The sequence below is a fragment of the Stenotrophomonas sp. YJH_SMC_82 genome (genome assembly GCF_059368875.1).
Genome location: NZ_JCAFSE010000004.1, coordinates 149,161 through 164,390 on the forward strand (window position 1 = coordinate 149,161; position 15,230 = coordinate 164,390).

At 67.6% G+C, this 15,230-nt stretch carries 17 protein-coding genes; 10 read left to right on the forward strand and 7 right to left on the reverse strand.

The window, feature by feature from the left end:
* Positions 1-118 precede the first annotated feature (118 nt).
* Positions 119-493 (forward strand): hypothetical protein, encoded by a 375-nt coding sequence (locus AC5P53_RS16045; RefSeq protein WP_014645801.1) that lies wholly within the window; start codon positions 119-121, stop codon positions 491-493.
* 144 nt (positions 494-637) lie between these two features.
* Positions 638-817, forward strand: coding sequence for a hypothetical protein (locus AC5P53_RS16050; protein WP_014645802.1), 180 nt, complete (start codon positions 638-640; stop codon positions 815-817).
* Between the two features lie 157 nt (positions 818-974).
* Here AC5P53_RS16050 and AC5P53_RS16055 read toward each other — a convergent pair whose 3' ends face one another.
* Positions 975-1,454, reverse strand: a complete 480-nt coding sequence (locus tag AC5P53_RS16055) for an Lrp/AsnC ligand binding domain-containing protein (RefSeq protein ID WP_004140558.1) — start codon at positions 1,452-1,454, stop codon at positions 975-977.
* A 149-nt stretch (positions 1,455-1,603) separates the two neighbouring features.
* Between AC5P53_RS16055 and AC5P53_RS16060 the strand changes: the two genes are divergently transcribed.
* Positions 1,604-2,908 (forward strand): D-amino acid dehydrogenase, encoded by a 1,305-nt coding sequence (locus AC5P53_RS16060; protein ID WP_014645803.1) that lies wholly within the window; start codon positions 1,604-1,606, stop codon positions 2,906-2,908.
* A complete protein-coding gene (gene alr, locus AC5P53_RS16065) occupies positions 2,887-3,954 on the forward strand; it encodes an alanine racemase (RefSeq protein WP_241887247.1) in 1,068 nt (355 codons plus the stop codon). Before AC5P53_RS16060 ends, alr begins: the two co-directional genes overlap by 22 nt.
* A 103-nt stretch (positions 3,955-4,057) precedes the next feature.
* Here the strand turns inward: alr and AC5P53_RS16070 are convergent, their stop codons facing one another.
* On the reverse strand, positions 4,058-4,624 hold the full coding sequence (locus AC5P53_RS16070) for a DUF3016 domain-containing protein (protein WP_014645805.1): 567 nt from the start codon (positions 4,622-4,624) through the stop codon (positions 4,058-4,060).
* Positions 4,625-4,868: 244 nt separating this feature from the next.
* Here AC5P53_RS16070 and AC5P53_RS16075 point away from each other — a divergent pair, with 244 nt between their 5' ends.
* Together AC5P53_RS16075 and AC5P53_RS16080 are read left to right on the forward strand one after the other, a co-directional pair.
* Complete coding sequence (locus AC5P53_RS16075) at positions 4,869-6,857, forward strand: hybrid sensor histidine kinase/response regulator (RefSeq protein ID WP_014645806.1); 1,989 nt, start codon at positions 4,869-4,871, stop codon at positions 6,855-6,857.
* A 43-nt stretch (positions 6,858-6,900) separates the two neighbouring features.
* Positions 6,901-7,194 (forward strand): DUF3247 family protein, encoded by a 294-nt coding sequence (locus AC5P53_RS16080; protein WP_032959238.1) that lies wholly within the window; start codon positions 6,901-6,903, stop codon positions 7,192-7,194.
* A 70-nt stretch (positions 7,195-7,264) separates the two neighbouring features.
* Here the strand turns inward: AC5P53_RS16080 and AC5P53_RS16085 are convergent, their stop codons facing one another.
* On the reverse strand, positions 7,265-7,528 hold the full coding sequence (locus AC5P53_RS16085) for a hypothetical protein (protein ID WP_005407925.1): 264 nt from the start codon (positions 7,526-7,528) through the stop codon (positions 7,265-7,267).
* Between the two features lie 158 nt (positions 7,529-7,686).
* Between AC5P53_RS16085 and AC5P53_RS16090 the strand changes: the two genes are divergently transcribed.
* Genes AC5P53_RS16090 through AC5P53_RS16100 form a run of 3 tightly spaced genes read left to right on the forward strand, consistent with a single transcriptional unit; the run spans position 7,687 to position 10,129 of the window.
* A complete protein-coding gene (locus AC5P53_RS16090) occupies positions 7,687-8,751 on the forward strand; it encodes a class I SAM-dependent methyltransferase (RefSeq protein ID WP_288496813.1) in 1,065 nt (354 codons plus the stop codon).
* Positions 8,748-9,449, forward strand: a complete 702-nt coding sequence (locus AC5P53_RS16095) for a pseudouridine synthase (protein WP_014645809.1) — start codon at positions 8,748-8,750, stop codon at positions 9,447-9,449. Before AC5P53_RS16090 ends, AC5P53_RS16095 begins: the two co-directional genes overlap by 4 nt.
* Positions 9,446-10,129 carry an HAD family hydrolase gene (locus AC5P53_RS16100; RefSeq protein ID WP_134808472.1) on the forward strand — a complete coding sequence of 228 codons (684 nt, stop codon included), beginning with the start codon at positions 9,446-9,448 and terminating at the stop codon, positions 10,127-10,129. The genes AC5P53_RS16095 and AC5P53_RS16100 overlap by 4 nt, the downstream gene beginning before the upstream one ends.
* Positions 10,130-10,224: 95 nt before the next feature.
* Here the strand turns inward: AC5P53_RS16100 and fabB are convergent, their stop codons facing one another.
* Entirely contained in the window at positions 10,225-11,433 is a 1,209-nt protein-coding gene (gene fabB / locus AC5P53_RS16105) for a beta-ketoacyl-ACP synthase I (protein WP_014645811.1), read from the reverse strand.
* A complete protein-coding gene (gene fabA / locus AC5P53_RS16110) occupies positions 11,433-11,948 on the reverse strand; it encodes a 3-hydroxyacyl-[acyl-carrier-protein] dehydratase FabA (protein ID WP_014035851.1) in 516 nt (171 codons plus the stop codon). The genes fabB and fabA overlap by 1 nt, the downstream gene beginning before the upstream one ends.
* Before the next feature lie 191 nt (positions 11,949-12,139).
* On the opposite strand from fabA, the gene dinB reads away from it, so the two are divergent.
* A complete protein-coding gene (dinB, locus tag AC5P53_RS16115) occupies positions 12,140-13,234 on the forward strand; it encodes a DNA polymerase IV (protein WP_134808473.1) in 1,095 nt (364 codons plus the stop codon).
* A gap of 250 nt (positions 13,235-13,484) precedes the next feature.
* Here dinB and AC5P53_RS16120 read toward each other — a convergent pair whose 3' ends face one another.
* Positions 13,485-14,396 (reverse strand): MBL fold metallo-hydrolase, encoded by a 912-nt coding sequence (locus AC5P53_RS16120; RefSeq protein WP_134808474.1) that lies wholly within the window; start codon positions 14,394-14,396, stop codon positions 13,485-13,487.
* Positions 14,397-14,487: 91 nt separating this feature from the next.
* Positions 14,488-15,126 (reverse strand): NAD(P)-dependent oxidoreductase, encoded by a 639-nt coding sequence (locus tag AC5P53_RS16125; RefSeq protein WP_032959230.1) that lies wholly within the window; start codon positions 15,124-15,126, stop codon positions 14,488-14,490.
* Between the last annotated feature and the right edge of the window lie 104 nt (positions 15,127-15,230).

The following is a 15,230-nucleotide window of genomic DNA, read 5'->3' on the forward strand; positions in this document are numbered from 1 at the left end:
GGCCTGGGGATGCCGGAAAACGTGGGGGTGCCGGCGCGCGCTTGCAAGTGTGACGGCCGTTCATGGGCGGCACACAGGCGCAGGCGCAAGGTAAATGCGATCCACGCCGGAGCGTGCCATGAAACCGACCCTTCCCCTGCTGCTGATGGCCCTGTTGCCCACGTTGGCGCTGGCCCAGGTGCCTGCTGCCGACCCGACGGTCACCCGCAGCGCGACCACCGTGGCTCCGGCGCCGGTGGTACCGCCGCCGCAGGCCGCACGCCCGCAGCCGCAGGTGCTGCCGTCGCCGCAGCCGGCGCAGCCGATCAGGTCCACGGGTCCTGCCCGGATTGCGCCCACCCCGGCGCCGAGGCCGGCCGACAAGGTCTATGACCGCAATGGCCGCATCGTGCCTGGCGTGCGCCCGGCTGGCCCGAACCGGGTGTTCGATTCGCGTACCGGCCGCTATTACGACAGCGTGCCGGCCGGCGATGGGCAGCAGATCAAGCGCTGACCTCGGATGCCAGGCAAGGGTGGCAGCTTCCACACACTGCACGGCCTGAACGCACGAAAACAACATCCTGCCGATCACTGCTTTTTCGCCTGCGATTAACCGTGCCGGGACCACCGTGGCCCTGCGCCGGCATCCCGCCGCCGCATGTCCTTTGTCCACTGGATCGCGATCATGAAAAACCAGCAGAACCGTCATCCCGGCAAGGAACCGCAGGGCCGCAACCCGCAGCATCAGCAGCAACAGCAACAGATGGAACCGCAGCAGCCGCACAAGGGTGGCAAGCAGCAGGAACAGCGCTCGCAGAAGCATCCGCAGCAGCGCTGACTGTCGACATGACCGGGGTCAGAGTCCGCTGCGCGGGCTCTGACCCCTCGCAATCCCTGGCCGGGGTCGGATCCCGCAACGCGGGCTCTGACCCCTCGCAATCCCTGACCGGGGCCGGATCCCGCAACGCGGGCTCTGACCCCAACCTGCGACCGCCTCAATCCGGAATCGGCAGGCTCAGCGTTTCCTTCACTTCTTCCATCACGATGTAGCTTTTGGATTCACGCACATGCGGCAGTGTCAGCAAGGTGCTGCCGAGTAGCTTGCGGTAGGAGGCCATCTCACTGATCCGCGCCTTCAGCAGGTAATCGAAGTCGCCCGAGACCAGATGGCACTCGAGCACATTGGGCAGCTTCAGGGCGGCGCGCCGGAACTCTTCGAAGATGTCACCGGACTTGTAGGCCAGGCTGATCTCCACGAACACCAGCAGGCTGGCCTTCACCGCCGCCGGGTCCAGGTGGGCGTGGTAGCCGGTGATCACCGCTTCGCGCTCGAGCCGGCGCACGCGCTCGGTGCACGGGGTGGTCGACAGGCCGACCCGCTCACCCAGTTCGGTGAAGGAAATACGGCCCTCCGCCTGCAGGATGCGCAGGATCTTGCGGTCGATCTTGTCCAGTTCGCGGGTACGGGTGGCCATGGCCGTCAACCTTGGGGAATGAATTGCAGGAGAACATCCTGCCGGTTGATTTCAAATCAGGCAAATCAACTGGGATTGGCTGTCTATACTTCCCCAATTATGGTCCCGGCACGCTCCAGTGCAGGGAATGATCGGGTTGGAGAAGTCCCATGCGAGTCCTAGTCCTCGGCAGCGGCGTGATCGGCACCACCAGTGCCTGGTACCTGCGACAGGCCGGGTTTGAAGTCACGGTCATCGACCGCCAACCCGGCCCGGCGCTGGAGACCAGCTTCGCCAATGCTGGCCAGCTGTCGTTCGGCTACACCTCGCCGTGGGCAGCCCCGGGCGTGCCGAAGAAGGCCATCGGCTGGCTGTTCGAGAAGCACGCGCCGCTGGCGATCAAGCCGGGCATGGACCTGGCCCAGTACCGCTGGCTGTGGCAGATGCTGCGCAACTGCACCCACGAGCGCTACGCGATCAACAAGGCGCGCATGGTACGCATGTCCGAGTACAGCCGCGACTGCCTGAACGAGCTGCGCGCGCAGATCGGCATCGAGTTCGAAGGCCGCGACCTGGGCACCACGCAGCTGTTCCGCACCCAGCAGCAGCTGGATGCCTCTGCGCAGGACATCGAGATCCTGGCCCAGTACGGCGTGCCGTACGAGGTGCTGGACCGCGCCGGCATCATCCAGGCCGAACCGGCCCTGGCGCATGTCGATGGCCTGGTCGGCGCGCTGCGCCTGCCGCGTGACCAGACCGGCGACTGCCAGCTGTTCACCCGCCGCCTGGCGCAGATGTGCGTGGATGCCGGTGTCGAGTTCCGCTTCGACCAGGACATCACCGGCCTGGAGTTCGAGGGCGACCGCATCACCGGCGTGCGCATCGACGGCAAGCGGGAAACCGCCGACCGCTTCGTGGTCGCGCTGGGCAGCTATTCGCCGGCGCTGGTCGCACCGCTGGGCATGCACCTGCCGGTGTACCCGCTGAAGGGCTATTCGTTGACCCTGCCGATCACCGACCCGGCGATGGCGCCGACCTCGACCATCCTCGACGAGAGCTACAAGGTGGCGGTCACCCGCTTCGACGACCGCATCCGCGTCGGTGGCATGGCCGAAGTGGCCGGTTTCGACCTGTCGCTGTCGCAGCGTCGTCGCGAGACCCTGGAGCTGGTGGTCAGCGACCTCTACCCGAAGGGCGGCGACCTGTCGCGCGCACAGTTCTGGACAGGCCTGCGCCCGGCCACGCCGGACGGCACGCCGGTGATCGGCGCCACGCCGTTCCGCAACCTGTACCTCAACACCGGCCACGGCACCCTGGGCTGGACCATGGCCTGCGGCTCGGGCCGTTACCTGGCCGACCTGATGAGCGCGCGCCAGCCGCAGATCAGCACCGAAGGCCTGGATATTTTCCGCTACGGCCAGTACGGTCACGCCCCGCAACATGAGAACCGCACATGCGTCCTGCCCGCGCGCTGATCGATCTGGGCGCCCTGCGCAGCAATTACCGGCTTGCCCGTGAACTGGGCGGTGGCAAGGCCCTGGCGATCATCAAGGCCGATGCCTATGGCCATGGCGCGATGCGCTGTGCACAGGCGCTGGAAGGCGAGGCTGATGGTTTCGGCGTGGCCACCATCGAAGAGGCGCTGGAACTGCGCCAGGCCGGGATCCGTGCGCCGATCCTGCTGCTGGAAGGCATCTTCGAACCCAGTGACATGGCGCTGGTGGCCGAGCACGATTTCTGGTTCGCGGTGGGCTCGCCGTGGCAGCTGGAAGCGCTGGTCGCATTCGACAGCCCGCGCCCGCTGACCGTGTGGCTGAAGCTGGACAGCGGCATGCATCGCCTCGGCCTGGACGTGGACAGCTTCCGCGCCGCGCATGCACGCCTGTCGGCGCTGCCGCAGGTCGAGCGCATCGTGCTGATGACCCACCTGGCGCGTGCCGACGAGCTGGACAGCGAACGCACCCATGAACAGGCGGCGACCTTCGCGCGCGCCATCGACGGCCTGGACGGCGAGACCAGCGTGTGCAATTCGCCGGCACTGCTGGGCTGGCCGGATGTACGCAGCGACTGGGTGCGCCCGGGCCTGATGCTGTACGGCGCCAATCCGCTGCCGGACAACACCGCGCTGACCGAGCGCCTGCGCCCGGTGATGACGATGCAGTCGAAGGTGATTGCCGAGCGATGGATCGAGGCCGGTGAGCCGGTGGGCTATGGCGCACGCTTCGTGGCCAAGGCGCGCACCCGCGTGGGCGTGGTCGCGCTTGGCTATGCCGACGGTTATCCGCAGTTCGCCCCCAACGGCACGCCGGTACTGATCGATGGCCAGCCCGGCGTACTGATCGGGCGCGTGTCGATGGACATGCTGACGGTGGACCTGACCGCGCATGCGCAGGCCGGCATCGGCAGTGTGGTGGAACTGTGGGGTTCTGCGCCGACGCTGTCGGAACTGGCGCCGCGCTGCGGCGTGAGTGCCTACCAGCTGCCGTGCGCGGTCAAGCGCGTGGCGAAAGTCTACGTGTAGAGCCGAGCCCGCGCTCGGCTCTGGTAGAAGCCTACCCTGGTCGGCACCGTGCAATGCGTGTCGACCAAGGTCGACACCTGCCGGCAGGTAGAGCTGCCCGGAATCATCGTGCAGCAGTAGCCCGCGTGCTCAGCTCGCGCTTCACCCAGTCGTCGATCAGGCGCTTCTCGTAGCGCAGCGGATCGCTGTCGCTCTTCAGCCCCAGGTTGTGCAGGTAGCCGGTGTCGCTGAGCTTGGCTTCGCCCTCATCGACGATGCGACCACTGGCGTCCTTCAGCGTGTACTGCAGGGTGATCCGCGGCGGATAGATGTCCCGCATGATCCGGATGTCGCTGCCGCGCGGGCCGTGCCAGGGCTCGTAGTCGCCGGCGCGCTTGATGTCGACCAGGGTCACGTCCAGGGTCTGCCCGGGCTGCAGCGGTTTGGCCGCCGTGGTCTGCACGTAGCTGGCCAGCTGCTGCACCCAGTTGCCGCGTTCGGCCTCGAAGCGGTTGGTGCTCTGGCGGATTTCGGTGAATCCGGCTGGATCGTCCCACTTCACGCTGACCGGGCCATTGGCCTGCAGCGCGCGGGGCGCATCCGGATCGGTGACGGCGCGCGGCGCGGCGTTCGCGCTGCCCGCCATGAGGGCGCCTGCCAGCAGCAGGGCAGTGGCCAACGAGCGGTTCATGACGGTCTCCTGCGTCCCATCGACGGGGACGATGCGATTTATAGATCGAGTGTGATCCCGCTTTCCAGCCACCGCAACGGCCGATTGCGACACCGACAAGAGCGGTTGCCGCCAATTCATCGTCGTCAACCATGACTGACGGCGCTTGACGCTGTGAATACGCGCTTTGGAAGATGCTGTGCTTCCAATCCGGCCCGTCCAGACGCCCTTGTCCACACTGCCGCCCCTCGTGGAGCGCCCACCGATGATGGTGCAGGCGCCCGAACCCGACCTGCATCATGGCGTGCTTGAGCGCATCAACGCTGGTTTCTGCGTGATCCAGGTGCTGTTCGAGGGCGATCGTGCGGTCGACTATCGTTTCCTCGAGGTCAACGATGCCTTCGAGCGCCACACCGGGCTGAAGGATGCGCGTGGACAGCGCATGACCGAGCTGGAACCCAACCATGAGCAGGACTGGTTCCGTATCTACGGCGAGGTCGCACGCAGCGGCCGTCCTGCCCAGTTCGAGATGGAAGCGCGTGCGCTGGGTCGTTCGTTCGCGGTCGACGCGGTGCGCGTGGGCCGGCCAGGCGAGGACAAGGTCGGCATCCTGTTCTTCGACATCACCGCACGCAAGCAGATGGAAGTGGAGCTGGGCGAGAGCGAAGCGCGCTTCAGCGCGCTGGCCGACGGCCTGCCGATGCCGGTGTGGGTGCTCGATGAGCGCGGCCATGCCCGTTTCGTCAACAGCGCCTTCAGCGAGTTCTTCGGTGGCGACGAGACGCGTGTGCCGGAAGATGTCTGGCGCGGCCTGGTGCATCCGGACGATGCGTCGGTATTCGAATACGAACTGCAGGAAGCGCTGAAGGCGCAGCGTTCGATGCACGCGCTGGTGCGTGCGCGGCGCGCCGATGGCCAGTGGCGTTGGCTGGAGATGAACGCACGCCCGCGTTTCTCGCGGATGGGCCGCTTCATCGGCCTGGCCGGCAGCAGCCCGGACGTGACCGAACGCCGCGAGATCGAACTGGCCCGCGAGGAACTGCTGCAGTCCGAGCGCGCCGCGCGCAGCGCTGCGGAGAACATGGCGCGGCTGAAGGACGAGTTCCTGGCCACGCTGTCGCATGAACTGCGTACGCCGCTGACCACCATCCTCGGGTGGAGTGAGCTGCTGCTGCAGCGTGTGGACAACACCAGCCCTCTGTACAAGGGCCTGAACGTGATCGCCAACAGCGCCGGCGCGCAGAAGCGGCTGATCTCGGACATGCTGGACCTCAGCAGCATGCTGCTGGGCAAGGTGCAGCTGGAGGTGGAAGTGCTGGACCTGCGCACGGTGCTGGGCGAGGCCATCGGCGCGCAGGAACTGGTGGCCGAAGGCAAGGCACTGGACGTGCACCTGCAGCTGCCCGAACAGCCGAGCCTGGTGCTGGGCGATGCGACGCGCCTGCAGCAGGTGTTCTGGAACCTGCTCTCGAACGCGATCAAGTTCACCCCGGCTGAAGGCCGCATCGACCTGCAGCTGCGGGCCGACGGCAACCACTGGGAGATCACCGTGCGCGACACCGGTGATGGCATCGCACCCGAATTCCTCAATCACCTGTTCAGCCGCTTCCGCCAGGCCGATGGCACCACCACCCGACGCCATGGTGGACTGGGACTGGGCCTGGCGATCGTGCAGCAGCTGGTCGAACTGCATGGCGGCACGGTCGCCGCGGCCAGCGAGGGGCACGGCCATGGCGCTACGTTCACCGTGCGCCTGCCGCAGCACCTTCCCGATGCCGAGCGGCGCCCGCTGCGCGAAGTGATCAGCGGGCCGATCCTGGAACCGGTGATCGTCGAGCCGTATCCGCTGCGCGGCATGCACGTGCTGGCGGTGGAAGACCAGCCGGAAGTGCTGGAGTACCTGCGGCGCATGCTGGAAGAGCAGGGCGCCAGCGTGTCGGCGGCCAGTTCGGCCGGTGAGGCGCTGGCGTTGCTGGCCGACACCGGCCATCTGCAGTACCACGTGATGCTGACCGACATCGGCATGCCGGGCATGGATGGTTATGGCCTGGTGCGCACGCTGCGCGAGGACATGGGCGTGGATGCCACGACCCTGCCCGCGGTCGCCGTCACCGCGCTGGCGCGTGCCGATGACCGCCGCCGTGCGCTGGCGTCGGGTTTCCAGGAACACGTGGCCAAGCCGTACTCGGTGGCGCAGCTGGTGGCTGCGGTACGCAAGGTGCAGGTACCCCGCGCCGACAGCGCGCTGCACTGAGCATTCACGGCCGATCGGCGACCCTGCATGCAGGAGGTCGCCGATGTCCCGCATAGCTCCCCGTATCCATACCGATCCGGCGCAGATCGCGCGCCTGGAAGCCCTGCTGCCGCAGCTGGAAGGCGAAACGCAGGTGGAACTGATTCTGCACGATGGCCGCCGCCTGCTCGGCACGGTGGCCGTGAGGCCAACCGTGCAGCAGTACCGCAACGTCGCTGGTGATGAAGGCAGCAACGGCCAGTTGCGCCTGGATGACTACGACACGCCGGTGCAGCAGCACCATGTGTGGCTGGACGAGATTGCCAGCATCAACCGCCTGCCACCCAAGGCGCCTTGATCGGATGTAGAGCCGAGCCCACGCTCGGCTGCGCCGTCGCCCGAGCGTGGGCTCGGGCGCTACCGGTGTGTCAATGCTCGAACAGGGTCGGCGTCGCCTCGAATCGGCGTGCGTACGCCCGCTCCTCTGCAACCCTCGCCACCTCGTCATCGGCCAGGTCCGGTGCGCCATATACCGCATAGGCCACGCTGCCATCGGCGCCATGGCCGACCTGGTGCAGCCGGTAACGCGAGTGCCCGCCGCCGGTGTCCTCGGGGTAGTGCACGGGCGGATGGCTGCCTTCCAGGTCCATTTCACTGTTGTCGACGACGCCACCGACGAACAAGGCTCGCATGCAGGTTCTCCTGGGTTTCCGGGGGGAGCCTCTACCCTGAACGTTTCAATGTTTCTGGCAGATCAAGGCCCCGTTCGGGTTTCGCAAAGCGGCCTGCCGGGGCCGGCCCGGCCAAGCCGGTACAATGGACGGCCCTCACGCTTGAAGTACCCGCGCCGATGGCCTCCAGCGACGACGCCCCCCTGCAGACCCTGCTCCTGCCGTTCTCTCAAGGCGCCCTGCGCTGGCCAGAGGGCCCGGTGGCTTTCCTGCGTGCCCGCGATGGCTGGCCGCTGCGCGAAGCGGCCGGCAACCGCGAGCTGCACTGCGAACAGAGCTTTGCCCCGTTCGCGCAGCCGCTGCAGCAGGCCGCCGGCTGGACCGTCAGCGGCCAGCTGGACGATGTGGCCGGCAAGGGCCGTTACCCGCTGGTGCTGGTGCTGCCACCGCGCCAGCGTGAAGAAGCCCGTGCGCTGTTCGCCCGCGCGTTGGCGCTGGTCGCCGAGGGCGGCCACATCGTTGCCTGCCAGGCCAACAACGAAGGCGCGCGCTCCGGTGAAGGCGACCTCAAGCAGCTGGCCGGCCTCGGCGGCTGCCTGACCAAGAACCACTGCCGCGTGTACTGGACCGCCCCGCTGCAGGGCCAGCACGACGCCGACCTGGCCAAGCGCTGGTCGGCGCTGGATGCGGTGCGCCCGATCATGGGCGGACGCTTCCTCAGCCGCCCGGGCGTGTTCGCCTGGGACCGCATCGATCCGGCATCGGCGCTGCTGGCCGAGCACCTGCCGGCCGACCTGGCCGGCCGCGCCGCCGACCTTGGCGCAGGCTACGGCTATCTCTCGCGCGAGCTGCTGGAACGCTGCCCGAAGATCACCGCGCTGGACCTGTACGAGGCCGAGCAGCGTGCGCTGGCCCTGGCCGAACTGAACCTGGCGCCGCCGCCGCGCGCGCTGCCGCTGCGCTTCCTGTGGCGCGACGTCACCGCCGGCATCGAGCCGGGCTACGACGTCATCATCAGCAACCCGCCGTTCCACACGCCGTCGCGTGCCGACCGCCCGGACATCGGCCAGCGCTTCATCGCCGTGGCCGCGCAGGCGCTGCGCCCGGGCGGGCGCCTGTACGTGGTGGCCAACCGCCATCTGCCGTACGAGCACACCCTCAACGACAGCTTCGGTGCGGTGCGCGTGGTCGCCGAGCGCGACGGTTTCAAGCTGGTTGAAGCAGTGAAGGGGAAGGGCAAGTGAAGCTGGTCAAGCTCATCGCCAACCTGGGCTATGGCAGCCGCAAGCAGGTGCAGTGGATGTTCCGCGAAGGCCGCGTCACCGACGCCGACGGTGAGGTGCTGTACGCCGATGACCAGGTGCCGCACGAGGCGATCCGCGTCGATGGCGAGCCGCTGGACCCGCCGGTGGGGCTGTCGATCGCGCTGCACAAGCCCGCCGGCTACACCTGTTCGACCAAGGACACCGGCCGCCTGATCTACGACCTGCTGCCGCCGCGCTTCCGCGACCGTGATCCGGTGCTGTCCACGGTGGGCCGCCTCGACCGCGAGACCAGTGGCCTGCTGCTGCTGACCGACGATGGCGGCCTGCTGCACCGGATCATCTCGCCGAAGTCGAAGCTGCCGAAGGTCTACGAAGTCGAGTTGAGCGAGGACCTGCGCGGCGACGAAGTGGCGTTGTTCGCCAGCGGTACGCTGATGCTGGAGTCCGAGAAGACGCCCCTGCTGCCGGCTGAACTCGAAGTGCTGGAGGCGCGTCGCGCACGCCTGGTGCTGCATGAAGGCCGCTACCATCAGGTACGCCGCATGTTCGCCGCCACCGGCAACCACGTGCAGGCCCTGCACCGCAGCCGCGTCGGCGGGCTGGACCTGCAGGGGCTGGACGAAGGGCAATGGCGGCAGCTCACTTCCACCGACCTGGATACGTTGTTCGCTCCATGACCCCCTTCGCTGCGCTGCCGTTCCTGCCCGACGCCGTCATCTTCGACATGGACGGTTTGATGATCGACAGCGAGCGGGTCTCGCTGGCCTGCTGGAGCGAGGCCGCCGACGAATTCGGGCTGGGCCTGGAGGAAGCGGTATTCCTGCGCATGGTCGGCCTCGGCGACCACGATACGCATGTGTTGCTGCGCGCGCAGGGCATCGAGGACAGCCTGATCGACGCGGTGGCGGCACGTTGCCATGAGCTGTACGAAGCACGCACGCAGACCGGGCTGCCGCTGCGGCCGGGCATCCTGGAGCTGCTGGAGCTGCTGAAGGCGCACGCGGTACCGCGTGCGGTGGCGACCACCACGCGGCAGCCGCGCGCCAACCGCAAGTTGGCGGCCGCAGGCCTGCTGCCGTACTTCGATGCCGTGATCACCAGTGGTGATGTGGCGCGGCCGAAGCCGGCGCCGGATATCTACCTGCTGGCCGCGCAGCGGCTGGGCCAGGCGCCCGAACGTTGCCTGGCGCTGGAAGATTCACCGGCCGGCACGCGGGCCGCACTGGCCGCCGGCATGACCGTGATCCAGGTGCCGGACTTGGTGCATCCGGATGAAGAGCTGCGCGCACTGGGCCACCGCATCGTCGGCTCGCTGGTGGACGCGCACGCCCTGCTGCTGCCGCTGCTGCCGAAGTAGCGGTGGGTGCCGACCTTGGTTGGCACTGAGCCGGGCATGGGCTCGGCTCCACATCTTCTGGTGGGTGCCGACCGTTGGTCGGCACACCTGTTCAATCACACCCGCCCGAACACCAGCGCAGCGTTGGTGCCACCGAAGCCGAAGCTGTTGGACATCACCGTGTCCAGCTTCTGCTCGCGGCTCTCGCGCAGGATCGGGAAGCTCTCCACCTTCGGGTCCAGCTCGCCGATGTTGGCCGAACCGGCGACGAAGCCATCGCGCATCATCAGCAGGCAGTAGATCGCCTCGTGCACGCTGGCCGCGCCCAGCGAATGGCCGGACAGCGCCTTGGTCGAGGACAGCGGTGGTACCGCATCGCCGAACACTTCACGGATCGCGTTGAGCTCGGTGACATCGCCCAGCGGGGTCGAGGTGCCGTGGGTGTTGAGGTAGTCCAACGGGCGATCGACGCCCTGCAGTGCCATCTTCATGCAGCGCACCGCGCCCTCGCCGGACGGCGCGACCATGTCGGCGCCATCGGAGGTCACGCCGTAGCCGATCAGCTCGGCATGGATGTGCGCGCCACGCGCAACGGCGTGGTCGTAGTCCTCCAGCACCAGCATGCCGCCGCCACCGGCGATGACGAAGCCGTCGCGGTCCTTGTCGTACGGACGCGAGGCGCTGGCCGGGGTTTCGTTGAAGCTGGTCGACAGCGCGCCCATCGCATCGAACATCACGCTCATCGACCAGTGCAGGTCTTCACCGCCACCGGCGAACATGATGTCCTGCGCACCGTGGCGGATCATGTCCGCGGCAGCGCCGATGCAGTGCGCCGAGGTCGCGCAGGCGGCCGACAGCGAGTAGCTGACGCCCTTGATCTGGTAGGCCGTGGCCAGGCAGGCCGAGACCGTCGAGCACATTGTGCGCGGCACCATGTACGGGCCGACCTTGCGCACGCCACGTTCGCGCAGCAGGTCGACCGCGCCGATCTGCCATTCGCTGGAGCCGCCGCCGGAACCGGCGATCAGGCCGGTGCGCAGGTTGCTGACCTGCTCGGGGCTGAGCCCGGCATCGGCGATGGCATCGCGCATGGACAGGTAAGCGAAGGCCGCCGCGTCGCTCATGAAGCGCTTCTGCTTGCGGTCGATCAGCGCCTCCAGATCGAGGTCGACGCGACCGCCGACCTGGCTGCGCAGGCCTGCTTCGGCATGGTCGGCCAAGGCGGTGATGCCCGAGCGCCCTTCGCGCAGCGCGGCCGAAACGGTATCCAGATCATTGCCGAGGCAGGACGTGATGCCCATGCCGGTGATGACGACGCGACGCATCAGAAGCTCCCGGTTTCAGTGAACAGGCCGACGCGCAGGTCGCGCGCGCTGTAGATTTCGCGGTCATCCACGTACATGCGGGCGTCCGACTGGGCCATCACCAGCTTGCGGTTGATGACACGGCTGATGTCGATCTCGTAGCGCACGAGCTTGGCGTCCGGCAGTACCTGGCCGGTGAACTTCACCTCGCCGCAGCCGAGTGCGCGGCCCTTGCCGGGGGCACCCAGCCAGGTCAGGAAGAAGCCGGTCAGCTGCCACATGGCGTCCAGGCCCAGGCAGCCGGGCATGACCGGGTCGCCGATGAAGTGGCAGCCGAAGAACCACAGGTCCGGGCGGATATCCAGCTCGGCGCGTACCATGCCCTTGCCGTGCGGTCCGCCGTCCTCGTGGATGTCGGTGATGCGGTCGAACATCAGCATCGGATCGTTGGGCAAACGGCCGGCGGCGGTGCCGAACAGTTCACCGCGTGCGCTGGCCAGCAGCTGTTCGCGGTTGAACGCGTGGAGACGGGTCATGAAGCACAATCCTGGAAGCGGGGAAACAGGGAAACAAGCGTTCGAGGATGCCCGTGGAAACTGCGCCGATCAAACATTTCAACCGTACGCAACCGTAGTGTTTTCAATGGAATACGCGCATCCTGTTGATGTGCAACGACCATACTTCGGCGTGTGGCCCGTTCGACACGCCCCCGCCCTTTCCGCCTGACATGACCCGACTGCGCAAGATCATCCACGTCGACATGGACGCGTTCTACGCGTCGGTGGAGCAGCGCGACGATCCGTCACTGCGCGGCAAGCCGGTGGTTGTGGCATGGCGCGGCGCGCGCTCGGTGGTGTGTGCGGCGTCCTACGAGGCACGCGTGTTCGGCGTGCGTTCGGCGATGCCGGCGCTGCGCGCCGAACGCCTGTGTCCGGACGCGATCTTCGTGCCGCCGGACTTTGCACGTTACAAGGCGGTGTCACGCCAGGTACGCGAGATATTCCTGCGCCACACCGACCTGGTCGAGCCGTTGTCGCTGGACGAGGCCTACCTGGACGTGACCGAGCCGAAGAGCGGCATCGAACTGGCCACCGATATCGCCCGCACCATCCGTGCGCAGATCCGCGAGGAGACGAGCCTGACCGCTTCAGCCGGGATCGCGCCGAACAAGTTCCTGGCCAAGATCGCTTCGGACTGGCGCAAGCCCGATGGCCAGTTCGTGATTCCACCGCAGCGGGTGGACGCGTTCCTGCTGCCGCTGCCGGTGAACCGGGTACCCGGCGTCGGCAAGGTGATGGAAGGCAAACTTGCCGCGCGTGGCATCGTCACCTGCGGCGACCTGCGGCAGTGGTCCCTGGTCGACCTGGAAGAGGCGTTCGGCAGTTTCGGCCGCAGCCTGTACAACCGTGCACGCGGCATCGACGAGCGGGCGGTGGAACCGGACCAGCAGGTACAGTCGATCTCCTCGGAGGACACCTTTGCCGAGGACCTGCTGCTGGAAGACCTGGGCGAGGCGATCGTGCAACTGGCGGAGAAGACCTGGAATGCCACGCGCAAGACCGAACGCGTCGGCCACACCGTGGTGCTGAAGCTGAAGACCGCGCAGTTCCGCATCCTCACCCGCAGTTTCACCCCGGAGCGCCCGCCGGAATCGATGGAAGAACTGCGCGACATCGCACTGGCCCTGCGCGCCCGCGTCGACCTGCCGGCGGAGACGCGTTACCGCCTGGTCGGCGTCGGGCTGGGTGGGTTCCGCGAAAAGGAGGCCGTGGTGCAGGGGGAATTGTTCGAGCACGGACCGAGCGATTCCACATCCCTCTGATCGGCAAAGGCGGGGTCAGAGCCCATTGCGCAGCAACGGGATCCGACCCCAGCAGATTGCCGAGATCTGTCGAAGGCGGGGTGGGTCCGATGGCAGGGGTGTGAGCGGCATGGATGCCGCGACCAAGCCCCCATGGACGGGTTCACGGCGTCCCCTGCCATCGGGCCCACCCCGCCAACCCACAGATATCCAGCTGTTGCCGTTGCATTGAGCAGGTGCAGGGCGCAGCCCTGCAAAACAACCCTTTACCTTAAGGCCACTGCATCTCGCCCTTGGCCACCTTCGCACTCAGCTCCAGCGATGCCACGCCATCCAGCTTCGGGTAGCGCGACTGCATTGCTTTCACCAGCGCCGCACTGTCCCTGGCCTTTGCCGTCTCGGCATCGAACGCGCGGATGTAGTCCGCGGTGAAGCGCAACGCACTGGCATCCAGCGCCGCACCCGGCGCGTAATGCCCCGGCACCACCACCTTCGGCTTCAGTGCCTGCAACCGCTGCAGGGTCTGCAGCCAGTCGGTGTGCGACTTCGGCGTCTGCGTATCGGCCATCCACACGTGCTCGCCGGCGACCACCGGAATGCCACCGACGATCGCGCGCAGCGACGGTACCCACAGCACCGTGCGGTCCGGGGTCGGGCCATCCAGGCCGATCAGCGGCAGGCGCTGGCCTTCCAGCTGCAGTGCATCGCCATCCAGCACCTGCGGCAGCACGATGCGCGCGGGCACGTCGGCACCCATCTTCGGTCCCCAGTAGGCCAGCTTGCCGGCCTGGGTCTGCTGGATGTGGGCGACGGTCTGCGCGGTGGCGACGATGCGTGCCTGCGGGAAGGCGTCCTGCAGGGTGGCCAGGCCGAAGTAGTAGTCCGGATCGCCGTGGCTGATGTAGATCGTGGTCAGCTGCTTGCCGCTGGCGCGGATCAGCTCGACCAGCTTGCGCGCATCGCTGGCACCAAACTGCGCATTGACCAGGATCCCGTCGTGGCGGCCTTCGATCAGCACCGAGGACACCGAGAACATTGCCTGCGGGCCGGGATGGAAGGTCTGCAGGTGCAGCTGGGATTTCGTCGCCGCCGCCGGCGCCGTGGTGGCCGGTGCGGCCAGCAGCGGCGCACTGGTGAAGCTGGCGGCCAGGGCGAGGGGAAGCAGCAGGGCAGCGGTACGCATGGGAATTCCTTGTGTAGAGCCGGGCCAATGCCCGGCTGCATGTTCGCGTAGAGCCGAGCGCGGGCTTGGCTCTACATGGGACGTGCGTGGATCAATACGCTGCGGTGATGATCTGCTTCGGATACGCGTGCGCTTCCAGTTCGGCGACGAACGCCGCGCCATAGTCGGCGTAGCTGATGCGGCTGTGGCCGCTGGTATCGGCCAGGAACGCCTTGGGCTGCACGCGGTACTGGCCGCGCTCTTCACCCGGGCCGATTTCGGCGGCCGGCGAGAAGAAGGTCCAGTCCAGGTCGTCCACTGCCTGCAGGCGGTTGAACGCCTCGCGGTGGGCCAGCGCGTACGGCTTGTAGGCCTCCGGGAAGGTGGGGGTGTCGACCAGCTGCACGCCGGGTGCGACTTCCAGGCTGCCGGCACCGCCAACCACCACCAGGCGCGGCACGCCGGCCTTGCGCGCGGCAGCCGCCAGCTGCGCGGCGACCTCGCCGACGCGGCCGATGTCATCGCCCGGGCGCGGGCCGTAGGCACTGGCGAGCACGTCGTGGCCGGCGATGGCGGCAACCAGCGCGTCCTGGTCATCCAGCGAGGCGATCACCGGATGGGCACCGGCCAGCTCGGCCGGGAGGTCCTGCGCGCTGCGCACGATGACAGTGAGTTCGTGGCCGCGGGCCAGCGCGTGGCGGGCGATCTGGCGGCCGATGTTGCCGGTGGAACCAACGAGGGCGATCTTCATGGCAGGACTCCGTGGGGCGCTGTGGGGTGGGAATGGCGCCACTCTAGGCCGCTGCAGTCGCTCGAAAAACAGCGTATAACGCGCTTGTTTGTTGCATGGATCGA

Bases quoted from the DNA above. Each gene is read 5' to 3' on its own strand.
- AC5P53_RS16045 (WP_014645801.1), top strand. From the start codon at position 119: ATGAAACCGACCCTTCCCCTGCTGCTGATGGCCCTGTTGCCCACGTTG.
- AC5P53_RS16050 (WP_014645802.1), top strand. From the start codon at position 638: ATGTCCTTTGTCCACTGGATCGCGATCATGAAAAACCAGCAGAACCGT.
- AC5P53_RS16055 (WP_004140558.1), bottom strand. From the start codon at position 1,454: ATGGCCACCCGTACCCGCGAACTGGACAAGATCGACCGCAAGATCCTG.
- AC5P53_RS16060 (WP_014645803.1), top strand. From the start codon at position 1,604: ATGCGAGTCCTAGTCCTCGGCAGCGGCGTGATCGGCACCACCAGTGCC.
- alr (WP_241887247.1), top strand. From the start codon at position 2,887: ATGCGTCCTGCCCGCGCGCTGATCGATCTGGGCGCCCTGCGCAGCAAT.
- AC5P53_RS16070 (WP_014645805.1), bottom strand. From the start codon at position 4,624: ATGAACCGCTCGTTGGCCACTGCCCTGCTGCTGGCAGGCGCCCTCATG.
- AC5P53_RS16075 (WP_014645806.1), top strand. From the start codon at position 4,869: ATGATGGTGCAGGCGCCCGAACCCGACCTGCATCATGGCGTGCTTGAG.
- AC5P53_RS16080 (WP_032959238.1), top strand. From the start codon at position 6,901: ATGTCCCGCATAGCTCCCCGTATCCATACCGATCCGGCGCAGATCGCG.
- AC5P53_RS16085 (WP_005407925.1), bottom strand. From the start codon at position 7,528: ATGCGAGCCTTGTTCGTCGGTGGCGTCGTCGACAACAGTGAAATGGAC.
- AC5P53_RS16090 (WP_288496813.1), top strand. From the start codon at position 7,687: ATGGCCTCCAGCGACGACGCCCCCCTGCAGACCCTGCTCCTGCCGTTC.
- AC5P53_RS16100 (WP_134808472.1), top strand. From the start codon at position 9,446: ATGACCCCCTTCGCTGCGCTGCCGTTCCTGCCCGACGCCGTCATCTTC.
- fabB (WP_014645811.1), bottom strand. From the start codon at position 11,433: ATGCGTCGCGTCGTCATCACCGGCATGGGCATCACGTCCTGCCTCGGC.
- fabA (WP_014035851.1), bottom strand. From the start codon at position 11,948: ATGACCCGTCTCCACGCGTTCAACCGCGAACAGCTGCTGGCCAGCGCA.
- dinB (WP_134808473.1), top strand. From the start codon at position 12,140: ATGACCCGACTGCGCAAGATCATCCACGTCGACATGGACGCGTTCTAC.
- AC5P53_RS16120 (WP_134808474.1), bottom strand. From the start codon at position 14,396: ATGCGTACCGCTGCCCTGCTGCTTCCCCTCGCCCTGGCCGCCAGCTTC.
- AC5P53_RS16125 (WP_032959230.1), bottom strand. From the start codon at position 15,126: ATGAAGATCGCCCTCGTTGGTTCCACCGGCAACATCGGCCGCCAGATC.